This is a genomic window from Mycobacterium sp. C31M (assembly GCF_053345865.1).
Genome location: NZ_JBKFAX010000030.1, coordinates 29,370 through 44,230 on the forward strand (window position 1 = coordinate 29,370; position 14,861 = coordinate 44,230).

Annotated in this window: 12 protein-coding genes; 3 read left to right on the forward strand and 9 right to left on the reverse strand. The window is 70.4% G+C overall.

All coding sequences use genetic code 11. The annotated features are described in order from the left end of the window. Window positions 1-5: 5 nt before the first annotated feature. The 4 genes from sigM to ACLBYA_RS30475 form a co-directional block, all read right to left on the reverse strand. Window positions 6-590 carry an RNA polymerase sigma factor SigM gene (gene sigM, locus ACLBYA_RS30460; RefSeq protein WP_447713204.1) on the reverse strand — a complete coding sequence of 195 codons (585 nt, stop codon included), beginning with the start codon at window positions 588-590 and terminating at the stop codon, window positions 6-8. 99 nt (window positions 591-689) lie between these two features. After that, entirely contained in the window at window positions 690-4,349 is a 3,660-nt protein-coding gene (gene murJ / locus ACLBYA_RS30465; protein ID WP_447713205.1) for a murein biosynthesis integral membrane protein MurJ, read from the reverse strand. Next, window positions 4,346-6,703, reverse strand: coding sequence for a hypothetical protein (locus ACLBYA_RS30470; protein ID WP_447713206.1), 2,358 nt, complete (start codon window positions 6,701-6,703; stop codon window positions 4,346-4,348). Before ACLBYA_RS30470 ends, murJ begins: the two co-directional genes overlap by 4 nt. A gap of 17 nt (window positions 6,704-6,720) precedes the next feature. Beyond that, window positions 6,721-7,503 carry an NUDIX hydrolase gene (locus ACLBYA_RS30475; RefSeq protein WP_447713207.1) on the reverse strand — a complete coding sequence of 261 codons (783 nt, stop codon included), beginning with the start codon at window positions 7,501-7,503 and terminating at the stop codon, window positions 6,721-6,723. A gap of 132 nt (window positions 7,504-7,635) precedes the next feature. On the opposite strand from ACLBYA_RS30475, the gene ACLBYA_RS30480 reads away from it, so the two are divergent. Next, window positions 7,636-9,075, forward strand: coding sequence for a CCA tRNA nucleotidyltransferase (locus ACLBYA_RS30480; protein WP_447713218.1), 1,440 nt, complete (start codon window positions 7,636-7,638; stop codon window positions 9,073-9,075). A 15-nt stretch (window positions 9,076-9,090) separates the two neighbouring features. After that, the gene (locus ACLBYA_RS30485) at window positions 9,091-9,585 is read left to right on the forward strand and encodes a pullulanase (protein WP_447713208.1); all 495 of its coding nucleotides are present in this window, start codon (window positions 9,091-9,093) and stop codon (window positions 9,583-9,585) included. Here ACLBYA_RS30485 and ACLBYA_RS30490 read toward each other — a convergent pair. The 3 genes from ACLBYA_RS30490 to ACLBYA_RS30500 form a co-directional block, all read right to left on the reverse strand. Next, window positions 9,569-10,786 (reverse strand): ankyrin repeat domain-containing protein, encoded by a 1,218-nt coding sequence (locus tag ACLBYA_RS30490; RefSeq protein ID WP_447713209.1) that lies wholly within the window; start codon window positions 10,784-10,786, stop codon window positions 9,569-9,571. The genes ACLBYA_RS30485 and ACLBYA_RS30490 overlap by 17 nt on opposite strands. Before the next feature lie 135 nt (window positions 10,787-10,921). Then, complete coding sequence (locus tag ACLBYA_RS30495) at window positions 10,922-11,695, reverse strand: TIGR03084 family metal-binding protein (RefSeq protein WP_447713210.1); 774 nt, start codon at window positions 11,693-11,695, stop codon at window positions 10,922-10,924. Window positions 11,696-11,704: 9 nt separating this feature from the next. After that, on the reverse strand, window positions 11,705-12,982 hold the full coding sequence (locus ACLBYA_RS30500) for an MFS transporter (RefSeq protein ID WP_447713211.1): 1,278 nt from the start codon (window positions 12,980-12,982) through the stop codon (window positions 11,705-11,707). Between the two features lie 113 nt (window positions 12,983-13,095). On the opposite strand from ACLBYA_RS30500, the gene ACLBYA_RS30505 reads away from it, so the two are divergent. Continuing rightward, window positions 13,096-13,701 (forward strand): YqgE/AlgH family protein, encoded by a 606-nt coding sequence (locus ACLBYA_RS30505; RefSeq protein ID WP_447713212.1) that lies wholly within the window; start codon window positions 13,096-13,098, stop codon window positions 13,699-13,701. On the opposite strand, the gene ACLBYA_RS30510 is transcribed toward ACLBYA_RS30505, so the two are convergent. Together ACLBYA_RS30510 and ACLBYA_RS30515 are read right to left on the reverse strand one after the other, a co-directional pair. Continuing rightward, window positions 13,698-14,060 (reverse strand): hypothetical protein, encoded by a 363-nt coding sequence (locus ACLBYA_RS30510; RefSeq protein WP_447713213.1) that lies wholly within the window; start codon window positions 14,058-14,060, stop codon window positions 13,698-13,700. The two genes, ACLBYA_RS30505 and ACLBYA_RS30510, sit on opposite strands and share 4 nt — an antisense overlap. 34 nt (window positions 14,061-14,094) lie before the next feature. Beyond that, window positions 14,095-14,861 (reverse strand): LpqN/LpqT family lipoprotein (locus tag ACLBYA_RS30515; RefSeq protein ID WP_447713214.1); only part of this gene is annotated, 767 nt, incomplete at its 5' end.

The following is a 14,861-nucleotide window of genomic DNA, read 5'->3' on the forward strand; positions in this document are numbered from 1 at the left end:
CTCCATCATCGCGTGCGGGCAACGCGGCCTGCCGACGCGGACGGGCACCACAGTGAGCCCAGCGGGCCGGCCAGCTTGCTGCGGGCACGGGCCCGCCGGCTCTTGACCGTGCCCTCGGGGACCCCCAGCAGCTCGGCGGCCTCGGCCACCGAGAAGCCCTGCATGTCGACGGCTACCACGGCGGCCCGTTGGTCCAGTGGCAGTCGCATGAGGGCGCGCTCCACCACGATCGCGGTGTCGATGCGCGGTGTCGGGTCCCCGGTGTGCACCGGCGCGGACGGGTCCAGTGGCAAAGTCGGGTGTGCCCGGTGGCGGCGCAACCGGTCGCGGCAGGCATTCAGCACGATGCGGTACAGCCAGCTGCGGACCGAGCAGTCATGGCGGAACTGCGCGGCGCCGCAGTGCGCCGACAGCATGGCGTCCTGCAGGACGTCGTGGGCGTCGTCGGAGCAGTTGGTCCTGGACCGGGCCAGCCGGAACAGCTGGGGTCGATAGCGGCCGAACAGCTCTGCGAAGGCGACCGGGTCACCGGCGACATGCGCACTCAACAGCTGCTCATCGGTGCGTCGCGGTGCGTCGAAATCCCCCACAGCCGAACACTAAGGACGGCGGCGGGCCACCTTCGGCACCTCTTTGCTCCCGACGTGCTGAGCTGCGCTGATCCAGCGGTGAGCCTGGGGATAACTTCGTCAGGACCGGGTCTTGAGGGTGATCTCGGAGATATCGGAGCGGCTCTTGCCGTCCACCGTGCCCAGCGTCGAGATCCACACCAACACATAGGACGTCGACTGTGCCTCGGGAATGTTGATGGTGTTGGAGCCGGTCCTGAGCGGGGTGGGTGGGGTCAACTCGGTGGTGTCCTCCAGGGAGGCCGGGTTGGCGGTGTCGGCGCCGCGGATCTGCACCGAGGTGCCGACGCTGGAGACGTTGAGGGTCACCGAGCCCAGCTCGGTGGGTCGCGGCAACTGCAGCATCAGGCCGACACCGTTCTTGAAACCGGGGAACGGCGCCGGGTCGGAGTAGGTGTCCGTCGGCCACACGGTGGCGGGGTTGCCGTCGATCGCCAGCCCGGCATCGGCGGGCGCGTCGGCCTCACCCTCGGGGGAGTAGACGGTGGCCCGCACCGGTTTGACCGTGCCGCCGCCGGCCTGGGCCTCGGTGCTGGTCGGGTTGTTCAGACCCAGCTGATCACGGTCAAGTCCGCCGCCGACATCACCGAAGATGCGGCTCAGGACGTTGGCCAGCACGATGAAGGCGACCACGACCACGACGGCGCCGATGCTGAGGCCGATGATGAGGCCCTTGCGGCGCCGAGCGGTCGCCTCGGGGTCGGCATCGCCGCGGGGGCGGGCCGGCGATGCGACGGGCGACTCGTCCAGCGGGGCGATGTACTCGGTGCGGTCGGCGACGGCGGTGGCCTGCTGCAGGAGGTTGAGCAGGGTGGGTGCGCTGCGGATGCCGCCACCCTCCTGCACGGCGCGTGCGGCCGCAGCGGAGATCTGGAATGGGATCTGGGGGTCGACCGACTGGGGCTCGACCGGCTGACCGGCGGCGTCCAGGGCGGCAGGCTCCAGACCGGCGCCGGCACCCGGCAGCGGCCAGCGGTTGATCAGCAGGGCATACAGCGCGGCACCGACCCCGCGGATGTCGTCCTCGGGGGTGGCGTCGGGCAGCGTGGCGGGGAACGCCAGGGCGACATCGCCTTCGATGCTGACCCGGATGCGGCTGGGGTCGTCGACGGACAGCGCGACCCCGGAGCGATGCGCGATCTCGGCGGCCCCGGCCAGCGACTGGATGGCCCGGGCGCCGCCGATCGGCGAGGGCGAGGTCTCGGCAACCTCGGCCAGGGAGCCGCCGCGGATCCACTCCGAGACCACCAGGCCGCCCTTGCCCGTGCGAGTGACGTCGAGGATGCGGGCCAGGCCGGGACTGTCGATCTTGGACAGCCGCTGGGTCCGGGCCAGGATGTCCTTCAACTCGCCGTCGGGCAGCACACCGTCGGGGTCGACGAACGTCAGTGCGACCTGCCGGTCGAGCGCGGTGTCCAGGGCATGCCAGAAGCGCAGTGTGCCCTGGCCGCCGTGCGATACCAGCAGTCGGTAGCGGCCGCCGGAAATGGTGGCGCCGGGGATCAGGTGCAGGTCGTCGCCGAGCGCCGCCTCGGCGGGACCTTCTCGCGGTGGATCGAAGGCCAACGGTTCGCGCGTCGGGTCACCTCCGTAGTCGGCGGGGGGGCGATTGGTGAAGCCACCGGTGTCGGGCTGGAAGTCTGCCGCGGCGAGCCGCGAATCCAGCCCCGCGTCGAGCTCGGTGGTGCCTTGCGAATCGGCTTCTGCGGTGAACCGCGAATCGGCTTCCGCGGTGGGCTGCGCATCGGGTTCGGCGTTGCCGGGCAACGGAATCCGGGTGGTCGCGCCCGAGTCGGACTCGGGGCCCTTACCGGGTTCCGGAGTCGACCCGCTCCCGGGTGTATCGCTCACCGATGGTCCTTTCCGAGGGTGACTGCCGGCAATCCCTGCCTGCGGTGCGTACCGGCGGGCCGCCGGGCGACGTGGGGGTCGCATCGGATGCGAATTGCTGTGATCAGGGTACGTGACCGGCCGCGCGGGCCGGCGTGAGTCGGCAGTGGTCCGGGCCGCCTGCGGACCGGGTGCGGCGGTCCGGCCGCGGCCCAGCCGGCGGCGCACCGCGGTGACCGCCGAGACCGCGTCGGGGACCTTCGCGAACCACAGCACGGCACCGATGATGGGGGCCATGATCACGCCGATGACGAACAACCGCAGCAGCGAACCGGCGCCGCCGCCGTGTTCGGTGAGGGCCTCCAGCCCGATCAGCTGGTCGACGATGTGCGCGGCCAGCCCGGCGACCATCGACGCGGCGATGGTGACCAGTACGGCGTGCACCACGTCGACGCTGATCATCCGGCCGCCGCGGCGGGGCGAACGCAGCGACGGGGATGTGTCGGGTCCGCCGCGGGGCAGCAGGGTGGATCGCAGCACGATGTACCCGACGGTCGCGCCGGCCAGGAATCCCAGGCCGTTGGCCAGTCCCAGATAACCGGCCACCATGCCGGGGTCGGAGACCAGATGCGGTACCGCCACCGATGCGGCGATCTTGACCGCGGTGATCACCAGGATGAGCACGATCGGTGTCCACGGTTGCTGGCGCGCGTAGAACACCCGTAATTGCAGCAGCACGAGCGAGTACGGGATCAGGGTGAACGCCGAAAGGGTGATCGCCATCCCGAGGTAGCGCGCATCGGTGTCACCGAAGTTGCCGTAGGAGAACAGCGCGCTGCCGATCGCCGGGCCGCCGACCGTCATCACGGCCACCACCGGGATCAATGTCAGCATGGTCAGTCTGGTGGCCAGGTTCAGGTCGGCCAGTACGGCCGGGCCGTCATCTGCGGCGGCATTCCGCGACAGTCGCGGCATCACCACGGTCAGCACCGTCACGCCGATGATGCCGAACGGCAGCTGCAGCACCAGCCAGGTGTAGTTGTAGATGGCCGGTCCGGATGCCGATGCGGCGCTGGCGATCTGGTTGCCGACGATCAGCCCGACCTGGCTGATCAGCACATACAGCACCATCGCCATTGCCATCATGCCGAAGGTCTTGATGCGGTCGTCGATGCCCCACAGCGGTTTCATGCTCACCCGCTCGGCGCGCAGTGCGACGAACACCACCGCCGCCTGGGCGATGACACCGAGGGTGGTGCCGATACCCAGGACCAGCAGTTTGGCATTGCCCATCTCGACCGGGTTCACCGACAGTTCGCCGGGGACAATCAGATACAGACCGATGGTGGCGATCGCGACCACGTTGTTGACCACCGGCGCCCAGGCAGGCGGACCGAAGATGTTACGGGTGTTCAGGATTGCCATGAACACCGAGGACAGTCCGTAGAAGATGATCTGCGGCAGCAGCAGATACGCGAACGCCGTGGTCAGTGACCGGTTGACCAGCGGATCCGATCCGAGCATCAGATCGGTCAACAGCGGGGCGGCCACCGTCGAGGCGATGGTCGCGAGTAACAGCAGCACGGTGGCCAGCGTCAGCAGCTTGCGGATGAACGCGGCGCCACCGTCGGCGTCCTCACGTTCGGCGCGGGCCAGCACCGGTACGAAGATCGCCGTGAACGTCGCTTCCAGCACCAGTGCGGCGATCAGGTTGGGCAGCTGGTTGGCCACCGAGAAGGCGCTGAGCAGCGGACCGCCCAGGATGATGGCCAGCAGCACCATTCGGGCGAATCCGGTGAGTCGGCTGATCAGTGTCGCCAGGGCCATTGCCCAAGACCGGGACACCACCGCCGAATCGGACAGTTCGGCGCGTCCGCGCACGGCGCTCATCGGGAACCCCCAGGTGGCTCGTCGCCGGTGTGCGCCAACGCGGTGTCCAACGGATCCGGCCGGTGCGGTTCCCGGGTGGGCGGCACCAGATCGGCCCGGTCGGGCTGACCGCGGAACCGGTGCCACAGCCGTCGGCCGACCAGCAGTGCCAGGATGAGACCGCCGGTCAGGCTGATGAAGAACAGCACCTTGCCGTAGGCGTTGGAATGCACCGACAACCGCACCGGGTCGCCGATGGCCATCCCGTCGGCGGTGGACAGTGCGACGTCGACGGCGAACCGCTGGGTGAAGTGCACCTCGATGGGCACGCGCACCGGCAGGAACCCCGGGGGGAGTTCGATGATGCCGGGGTCTTCGACCTTCATGCCCGGTGGCGCGTCGATGTGCAGCCGCACCCGGATGGGCACCGGCAGATCGTTGCGCAGGGCCAGCGGCAGCGGGCTGCGCTCGGTGGCCAGTGTGTACGAGCCGCCCGGGTTGACCACCGTGACCGCACCGAACAGATCGGCAACGGTCCGGCTGACCGTCGAAAGCCGTTGCTGGGCGGCCCCGTTGCGTGACTGGGCCGGGATCGACTGGCTCAGCGCGCGCAGCATGTCCTCGCGCAGCGGCGCGGTGTACTGGGTTCCGGTCAGACCGGTGCGCTCATCGGTGGTCAGGGCCGCCGTCAGACCCCACAACCGGCCGGTGATGGCGCCGATGCCCGATGTCACCCCGCTGTCGAAACGGGCCGCCGGGTCACCCGGCGGGGGTGGGGGAGTGGCGGCCTCCGGTGGAGCGGCCGGTGCGGTCTGCGCGACGGCGACGGGGAACGGCCGGGGTGTCGCGAGACCGGCCCGGATCGCGGTGGCCACGGTGGTCAGCACGGTCTGCGCCTCGTCGGGATTGAGGTCCCAGGTCAGCGGCGGCAGGACCAGCTGGGTCCGCGGCTCGGTGTCGGGCTGCAGGCCCCGCCACAGCAGTGAGCCGATGGCGTCCTGCAGGCGGGCCACCCGGGAGTCCTGCTGCACCGGGATATGCAGGTCGGTGGCCAGGTAGGTCGGTGTGCTCGGGGCCGCGCCCAGCCCGGCCAGGGCGGCGCCCAGGGCGGGATCGAACGGCGCGCTGACCACCTGCGGTGCATAGCGCTGCGGTGCCACGTCGGCGGCCTCGGAGTCGGTGGCCGTCAGCGGTGCGGCGGCGACGGCGACCGTGGGGGCCTGCCCGGCCAGCAGCGCCACCGCGGCCTCGGTCAACGGCCCGTCGCCGATCAGGGTGGCGCCGCGCACCGACCGCGCCCCCAGGATCTGGTCGACGATATCGGCGGCCGCACCGGTGGCGACCGCGTTGAGTCCGGCGTCGCCCACTCGACGCAGCGCGTCCAGGTCGGCCTGTGCGTACACCGTCGGTGTCACGCAGAGGCGCTGCGAGAGTGTCTTGAGCCGGCTCAGCCAGTTGATCGCCGCCTCCTGGCCGGTGCCCGGCCGGGTGGGCGCATTCAGTCCGCCGCCGGGATCGTTGCTCACCACGTAACCGCCCGTCATGGCGTTGACGGTGATCAGCAGGTCGGGGTCGACGGCCAGGCACAGCGTGGCACGCATCGCGCCGTCGTTGTCGACGGTGGGTCCGGTGGCGAATTCGGCCGCCGACAGCAAGGTGTCCAACCGGCCGCCGGCGGCCAGCGAGGTGGCCAGATCATCGTCGAGCAACCGCACCGGTGTTGTGCCGCCCGGGATCCCGGCGGCCAGCCGCGGCCGGTCGGCCAACGGCCACAGCATCGTCGTCGCGACCGGCCCGGAGGTGTCCGGGGCCACCACCGCCGACAGGCCCTCCGCATCGCCGGTGGCCGGGTCCGCGGGCACCCCGAGAACGGGCAACAGGAAGCGGGCGTCGTCGAGGCGGGCGGGCGCCCCGTAGTCGGGTGTCCCATTGACGTTGACCAGCAGCGGGTAGACCCCCGGTTCGTCGATCTGCAGGGTCGGCTCCTCCCCGCCGCGCAACGGGTAGGCCAGCGTGAAGGGCACCTCCTGACCGCGCTGCAGATCGCCGGAGACCGTGATGAACGGGGCGACGGCGGTGTACTGATCGAGGTTTCCGGCCAGGTTGGTGCGCAGCCCGGCCGATCCGGTGACGGCGGGGGCATGTTCGAGTCGGACCACCACATCGCGCACCGGCCGGTCGCCGATATTGATGACGGTGCCGGCGATGCTCACCACCGAGCCGCTGGTGGTGGTGACGATGTCCGGGGTGACCCGGTCGATGCGCAGCTTCAGGAACGTGGTCGTGCCCGGTTCGGCCGCCGCAGGATGCGGCAGCGGGGTCGTGAACAACAACAGCAGCGCGATGACGGTCAGCAGTCGGAAAAGCGATCGCACGGGTATCGCGGCCGACTTCACGGGCCTTGCCCGCAGCCATTCGCCCGCCGGGGCGGCGACTCCTCCGGGCGACGGTTGCGGGTGTGCGAATGCGTCTGTGGGCGTCGCCGTGGCGAGCTGTGCGGTAGCGGCGGCAGCGCGCCGGGGCCGTCGGTGTGCAGCTTGTCGATCAGCTCACCGGCGACGACGGCGAGCCGGCGCTCGTCGGCGTAGGCCAGCCGGGCAGGCAGATCACGCAACGGGACCCAGGCCACCTCGGTGACCTCCATGTCCTCATCCGAGAGGTCACCGCCGAGAAACCGCATCAGGTAATGGTGCACGGTCTTGTGGACACGGCGTCCCTCGGTCACGAACCAGTAGTCGATGCTGCCGAGTGCGGCGAGCACGCTGCCCTGGACGCCGGTCTCCTCGGCGACCTCGCGCACAGCGGTCTGTTCGGCCGTCTCACCGACCTCGATATGTCCCTTGGGCAGCGACCACAGCATCCGGCCGCGTCGGTCCACCCGGCCGATCAGCGCGGCGACCTGAGTTTCCTTGGGCCCGTCGATCCCGTCGATGACCAGCCCGCCGGCCGAGGTCTCGTGCACGGTGCGCAACCGGTCGGGGTTGCGGCGGTCCTGGCGGGGTTTGCGGTTCTGGCCGGGCTTGGCCTGCTGGCCGCCCTCGGCGGCGGGGGAGGTGGTGGCGTCACCGGATGCCGACGTGCCGTTCTGGGCGTCGGCTGCGGGCGGACCGGCAGCCCGGCGACCGCGGCGGCGCCCTCGGCGCCGTCGCGGTTTGGCCTGCTCGCCGTCCGACACCCAAGCGATAATAGTTGCCGCGGGTTTACCTGATCGCCACACGCGCCGGTCGTGGCCGGGCTGACGCCGGGTCGTTACCGCGCTGGGAGCCCCGGCGGGACCTCATTAGACTTCCCGAACGTGCCGTACGACCTGACCCCCGACGCCGCCGACGCCGAACTGCTGGCGGGTGCTTGGGTGGCGCTCAGCCGTTACGGTTCGGTGCTTTCCGACCTGGGCGCGGTCTTCGCCGCGGCTGGTCACGAGCTCTACCTGGTCGGCGGCAGTGTGCGGGACGCCCTGCTGGGGCGCCTCGGCACCGATCTGGACTTCACCACCGATGCCCGGCCGGCGCAGATGCAGAAGCTGTTGCGCGGATGGGCCGACGCCCTGTGGGACACCGGGATCGAATTCGGCACGCTCGGCGTCGGCAAGGACGGGCACCGCCTGGAGATCACCACGTTCCGGGCCGACACCTACGACCAGGTGTCCCGCAATCCGGAGGTGCGCTTCGGGGATCGGCTGGAAGATGACCTGGTGCGCCGGGATTTCACCGTCAACGCGATGGCGGTGCGGATCACCGGGTCCGGGCCCGCCGAGTTCCTCGACCCGCTGGGTGGCCTGACTGCGCTGCGCGACCGGGTGCTCGACACCCCGACCGAACCCCAGATCTCCTTCGGTGACGATCCGCTGCGGATGTTGCGGGCGGCGCGTTTCGTGTCGCAACTGCGGTTCGCGGTGGCGCCGCGGGTGACCGAGGCGCTCATCGAGATGGCACCGCAGCTGGGCCGGATCACCGTGGAGCGGGTCGCCGCCGAGTTGGACAAGCTGATCCTGGGAGCCGACCCGGTCGCCGGGATCGACCTGATGGTGCAGACCGGCCTGGGCGATGTGGTGTTGCCCGAGGTCGGCGAGATGCGGATGGCGATCGACGAGCACCATCAGCACAAGGATGTGTACTGGCATTCGCTGACGGTGCTGCAGCAGGCCATCGATCTCGAACCCGAAGGCCCGGATCTGGTGCTGCGCTGGGCGGCGCTGCTGCACGACATCGGCAAGCCGGCGACCCGTAAACACGAGGCCGACGGCGGGGTGAGCTTCCACCACCACGAGGTGGTCGGCGCCAAGATGGTGCGGAAGCGGATGCGCGCGCTCAAGTACTCCAAGCAGATGATCGATGACGTCTCGCAGCTGGTGTACCTGCACCTGCGATTCCACGGATACGGCGACGGTCGGTGGACCGACTCGGCGGTGCGCCGGTACGTCACCGACGCCGGCCCACTGTTGGAGCGGCTGCACAAGCTGGTCCGCGCCGACTGCACGACCCGCAACAAGCGTCGTGCGGCACGGCTGCGGGGCAACTACGACGATCTGGAAAACCGGATCGCCGAGATCGCCGCCAAGGAGGATCTGCAGCGGGTCCGGCCCGATCTGGACGGCAACGAGATCATGGCGATCCTGGGAATCCCGGCCGGGCCGCAGGTCGGCAAGGCGTGGCAATTCCTCAAGGACCTCCGGCTGGAGCGCGGGCCGCTCGAGCATGACGAGGCCGTCGCCGAACTCAAAAATTGGTGGAACGCGCAGCCGTCCTGATGCGTCTGAACAGGTATGGATTACTGCCTGTCCGACGGCGCCGGCGGCGCGGACATCTGGTCGGCCGAGCCGACCCTCGATATCGACGATGACGGTGTGCTGGACGCTTTCCCGCTCGACCTCGACGTCGACGGCCACGCCGACGACGCCCTGGCCGATCTGGACGGGAGCGGGTTGGCCGATCACGCGGTGCACGGTCGCGACGGCCCGGCGCCGGCGTATTTCACCGATGACGGATCGGGCACCTGGGCGGTGGCCATCGACCGGGCCGGGCAACTGCGTTGGTTCGGCCTGGACGGTGTCGAGTCGGTCGGCGGTCCGATGGTCGATTTCGACGGTGACGGGACGGCGGGGGAGCGACTGCTCGATACCGACGCCGACGGGGTGGCCGACCGGGTGCTCGCCGGCGCCGAGGCTTATGCCGACCGGGATGCCGACGGCCGCTGGGATGTCCGGTTCACCGATACCGATGGTGACGGCACCGCGGATTCGGCTACCGAGCTGAGTTGAGCCGGAGCAGCTCGGCCGCCTCGGTCTGATAGGCATGCTCGGCCCAGCCCAGTGGGGTCGCCCCGAACCGGCGATCGGTGATCGTCGGGTCGGCGCCGGCGGCGAGCAGCCGACCGATCAGCTCGAGGTCGCCGGCCCATGCGGCGTGATGCAGCGCGGTGGCGCCCTCGTCGTCGATCTCGTTCGGATCAGAGGGCATCCGCGGCGTCGTGGTCCGCACACCGGAGGTGTCGATCCCGTGCCGCTGCAGCAAGGCCAGCCGATCGGTGAAACCGTGCTCGCCGGCCCAGTCGAGTTGGCGCTGCCACATCTGGGCGCGGGTCTCCATCGCCTCGCCGAGGCGCCGCTCCCACGGACTCGGGCCGGCCTCGGCCAGACCGTGCGCGAACAGCAGGTCCAGGTGTGTGTCATCCGGGGTGAACATCCGGTTGTAGAGCGTCTGCTGATCGGCGGGGTGCGCGCCGCGACCCAACAGTAGTGCGGCCAACGCCCCGGCGTGCGGGTGCCGCGGCTGCCGGCGCGGACCCTGCTCGCCCTCGCCGAACACCCCGGTCAGCACCGTGAACGGTGTCGCCATGCCGCGCCACAGATAGCCGGCATCCGGATCGGCGCCGGCGTCGAGCAGCAGGGTCGCCGCGGCGACGGCCCCGTCGTGGCTGCCCGGGACCCGGGAGTAGGCCAGGTACAGCAGCGGTGGCCAGCCGTACGGTCCGCCGATCGCCGAGGCCGACCGCGGATCATCTCCAAGCAGCCTGCGTAGTGCCGGCACATCGGCGGCTGCGGCGGCGGCCCAGACGTGCCCGTCGGTCAGCCCGGGATGCTCGCCGCGGACCGCGGCGGCGGCCGCCCACCGGGGCGGCGCGTCGCTGTCGTCGTAACGCAGGCAGGCCAGGGCACAGAATCGATCGGCGGTGCCGAGCGTGGCATCCTCCACCCGGGACGGGTCCACACACAGTGCCGCGGTGTCCTCGATGTGGTGCACCAGCGTTGGCCAGCCGCTGAATCCGTACCGGCGGGCCGTGACCAGCTGGGCGTCGTGTAAGGCGAAACGGGGACCGGACAATGCGGTATCGGGTTTCGGGTGGTGATGCCTGACGAGCTCGACGGCGTCCGGATCGGCGGCAAGGACACCGCGCTGCAGTGTCCGGGCGAGGTCACGCAGGCGCGCGAGGGATGGATTTTCGGGCAGGGAACTGGCCATGACGGCCTCCTCTCGAAAAGCCCGTCGTCCGCGAACCGGGCCGAGAAGAGGTCATCGATCGGCAACTGCGGCAGGGAGGCTGAGCCTCTTCGAGCGGACGTCGGGCATCCTGCGTGCCCGATGTCAGGGTACCTGTCAGCGGCCCTGGCCGGGCGGGCCGGCGAAGGCCTGTGCGATGGTCAGCCAGTGTTGGGCATCTGCGCCGACGGCCACCACGTCGAGATCGCGAGGTGCGCGCCGCTGGGTCACCAGCATGCAGAAATCCTCGGCGGACCCGGTTACCGTCTGGGCGGCGTTCTCGGGTCCCCATGACCATGAATCACCATCGGGCGCATGTAGTTTCACGTGAAACGGTTCGCTCGGCGGGGTCAGGCCGTGCACGGTGAACGCGAAATCCCGGGTGCGCACCCCGATGTGGGCGATCGATCGCAGCCGACCGGTTGCGGGCCGGCGCACCCCCAGCGCGTCGGCGACATCCAGGCCGTGGGCCCAGGTCTCCATCAGCCGGGCGGTGGCCATCGAGGGCGCGCTCATCGGCGGTCCGAACCACGGGAGCTTGCGGCCCTCGTCGACGGTGAGCAGCGCGTCATGCAACCGGGCGCGGTCGGCCCGCCACTGCGCCAACAGCTGGGCGGGAGGGGTCGGCGCCAGTTCCTCGGCGGCGGCGTCGACGAAGCCCAGCGGATCCTGGGCGGCCTCGCCGAGCACCCGCGTGAAACCAGCCTCGTCGGTCGCCGACAGCAGCGCCACCCGATCCGTCCACCACAGGTGTGCGATCTGATGTGCGATGGTCCAGCCGGGCGCCGGGGTGACCGCGCGCCAACCCTCGTCGGGTAACGCCGCGATCAACGCATCAAGATCGTCGCTCTCCGCCCGCAGATCAGCCACCATGGGCCCGGCACCGGCCATGGCAGAACTCTAATCCGGCCGGCCGAGCCGGGCGTGTGCGGCCAGCCCAGCCAGATACAGCACCGAACCGGCGAGCACGAGCGGCACCGACCGGCCGTCCACTGGGATGACCGCCGCCGCACCCGCAACGGCCGCGACGAAAGCGAACCAGAACACCGCATCCTGAACCGTGAACACGTGGCCACGCAGGGCATCGTCGACATCGACCTGCATGGCGTTGTCGACGCACAGCTTGACCACCTGCCCGGCGGCGCCGAGCACGAAGCCACAGCCGATCATCACCGGCATGTGTAGCCATGCCGCGCAGGACTGCACCACGGCCGACACCACCAGCGCGCCGTTGGCGGTCCGATATCTCCCCCAGCGCGCGACGATGGCGGGCGTACACACGATGGCTCCGAAGATGCCGATGCCGGTGATCAACACGAACAGCGCCGCGGTGCCCAACCCCAGCCCGGCGACCTCCTGGTCGCCGTGATGACGGACTATCACCAGCACCAGCAGCGTGTTGATGCCGAACACCATCCGGTGTGCGGCCAGCCCGCTCAGCGTCGCGGCAACCGACCGCACCGAGGCCGCCGTCCGGACGCCGTGCACCCATCCGGTGGAGACCACATACGCCACCGACCCGTGCACGCCGCGGGCGCTGTCGTCGGGACCGAGCACATGCGGGGAGAACCGCACCGACAGCACCAGCGCGACCGCCACCCCCGCCGCGGCCAGGAGGATCACGACGGCACCACCGAAATCGTCGGCTCCGATCAGCCAGCGCAGTACCAGCATGAAGCCGGCGCCTGCCGAGGTGGCCACGGCGGAGGTCCCGGTGGCCACCGAGTTCATGGTCAGTAGCTGCTGTCGAGGCACAACGTGGGGCAGGGCCGCGGACAATCCGGAGGATACGAAGCGCGTGAATCCGTTGACGACCAGAGCGCCGAACAACAGCACCAGGTTGTGCGCGCTGACCGCCAGCGCGGCACCGACGGCGAGCATCAGCACCAAACGCCCCGCGTTGGCACCGATCAGCACCTTGCGGCGATCCCAGCGATCCAACAACGCACCGGCGAACGGACCCATGGCTGAGTAGGGCAGGTACAGGACGGCGAACGCGATCGCGATCTCCCACGGATCAACCGCGCGCTCGGGATTGAACAACAGCGCGCCGGCCAGCCCGGCCTGGAACAGCCCGTCACTGAACTGGCTGACCGCGCGTAGTTCGAGCAGTCGCCGGAACTCGGGCAGTCGGCGCACCGATTGCCATGTGCCCCCGGGGGTTCCGGTGTCAGTCATCAGATGGGGTCCTGTCCGGGCCGGCGATTCGGACCCGAATCCACCCTACAAATATCCCGGCGGGCCGGAGCGCAATGGCGCCCGGCGCGGGTCGCTGGTGACATGATGGACCGGTGGCAGGGCAGGACGAACCGGAGGACTACGCGGCGGGAACGGCACCGCGGGTGCGGGCGGGCACGTTGCTGCTGGCCGAGACGGACCTGTTCGAGCCGACGTTCCGGCGCACCGTCATCTACATCGTCGAACACAACGAGGGCGGCACCCTCGGTGTCGTCTTGAACCGGCCGAGCGAGACCGCCGTCTACAACGTGTTGCCGCAATGGGCCAAGCTCGCGATCAAGCCGAAGACGATGTTCATCGGCGGTCCGGTGAAGCGGGATTCGGCGTTGTGTCTGGCGACCGTGCGGGTCGGTGTCGACATCACCGGGGTGCCGGGGTTGCGGCACGTGCAGGGCCGGGTGTGCATGGTCGATCTGGATTCCGACCCGGAGACGCTCGCCCCGGTGGTCGAGGGCGTGCGGATCTTCGCGGGGTACTCGGGCTGGACGCTCGGGCAGCTCGAGGGCGAGATCGAGCGCGACGACTGGATCGTGTTGTCCGCGCTGCCGTCGGACGTGTTGGCCGAACCACGGATCGATCTGTGGTCTCGGGTGCTGCGGCGTCAACCGCTACCGCTGGCGATGCTGGCGACCCACCCGATCGACGTGAGCCGCAACTAGCACGAGAGCGTGCACGAGGCGCAGGAACCGGCGCAGCCTCCGCCGCCGGACTCGCGTGCGGCAGCCTGGACAGCTTCCTTGTGGGCCACCATCTTGGCGCCCTGCCAACAGCCCGCGGCCACCGTTCCGATGGCGCCGATGATGCAGACGATCAACACGACCAGCCCCATCTGGGCGGGGGCGGCGAAGGCGACGGCACCACCGGCGGCCAGCATCGCGGCCGCGGCGAACTGCGTCGGGGCCACCGCACGCAACACCTGCCGCACCGGATCCTCGGCATAGGGCTGCTTCAGCGACCAGATCGCCGCACCGGTCGTGGCGACGGCCACCAACAGGCACAGGACGGCGGCGACAAGCATGCCGTTCAGGATACGGACTCAGCGGCCGTAGATGTCAGCCGGGGAGCCCGACGCTCACCGGGACAGCGGCGGGTGCGGCGGGTGCGGGAGCGGCGGCGGCCGGTGCCGGCGCGGCCACCGGAGCCGGAGCCGGGGCCACCGGTGCGGGTGCGGAGACCCGGAAGCCGTTGACGATCGCGTCGGTCGCATCGGCGGCGGCCACCGACTGTGACTCCGCCGTGGTCACCGACAGTGAGACCAGGTACCGGTCGGTGCCCGAGGTCGCGATGATATGGCGGCGAGAGGTGTTCAGGGTCATGTTGTTCTCGCGGTAGGTGCCCTCGATGATCGAGGTCGGCACGCCGTTGACCTCGGCGATCGAACCGCCCGTGGCGCGCCACGCGGTCAGTTGCTGGCTGTCGACGAAGCCGTGCCGGATCGCCTCGCGATGGTCGAAGGCGCCGACCAGCTTGTAGACCACGACCTGGGCGTTGTTGGTGTACAGGCCGTCCCCGCCGACGCGGTCGGCGATGACGGCGAAGGCGTCGGGCACATTGGGGTCGGGAACCTGGGTCCAGCCGGTGGGGCGCGGCAGCACGATGTTCAGCGCGGTGAATCCGGCGGGGGTCTGCGCTTCCATCGCGACGCTCTGCGAGGCCAGGTAGTCGCGGATGGTGCCGGCGGGGTTCGGGGACAGCGGTACCGAGACGGGGCGGGGGGCGGCGGCGGTCGTGGTGGCGGCGCCGAGCAGGGGTGCGCCCGCGGGGGCGGCGGCCGGCGGCACGGCCGGGCTGCCCGCGGCGACGGGCTGGGCCGGTCCGG

Bases quoted from the DNA above. Each gene is read 5' to 3' on its own strand.
- ACLBYA_RS30485 (WP_447713208.1), top strand. From the start codon at position 9,091: ATGGATTACTGCCTGTCCGACGGCGCCGGCGGCGCGGACATCTGGTCG.
- ACLBYA_RS30495 (WP_447713210.1), bottom strand. From the start codon at position 11,695: ATGGCCGGTGCCGGGCCCATGGTGGCTGATCTGCGGGCGGAGAGCGAC.
- murJ (WP_447713205.1), bottom strand. From the start codon at position 4,349: ATGAGCGCCGTGCGCGGACGCGCCGAACTGTCCGATTCGGCGGTGGTG.
- ACLBYA_RS30500 (WP_447713211.1), bottom strand. From the start codon at position 12,982: ATGACTGACACCGGAACCCCCGGGGGCACATGGCAATCGGTGCGCCGA.
- ACLBYA_RS30510 (WP_447713213.1), bottom strand. From the start codon at position 14,060: ATGCTTGTCGCCGCCGTCCTGTGCCTGTTGGTGGCCGTCGCCACGACC.
- ACLBYA_RS30490 (WP_447713209.1), bottom strand. From the start codon at position 10,786: ATGGCCAGTTCCCTGCCCGAAAATCCATCCCTCGCGCGCCTGCGTGAC.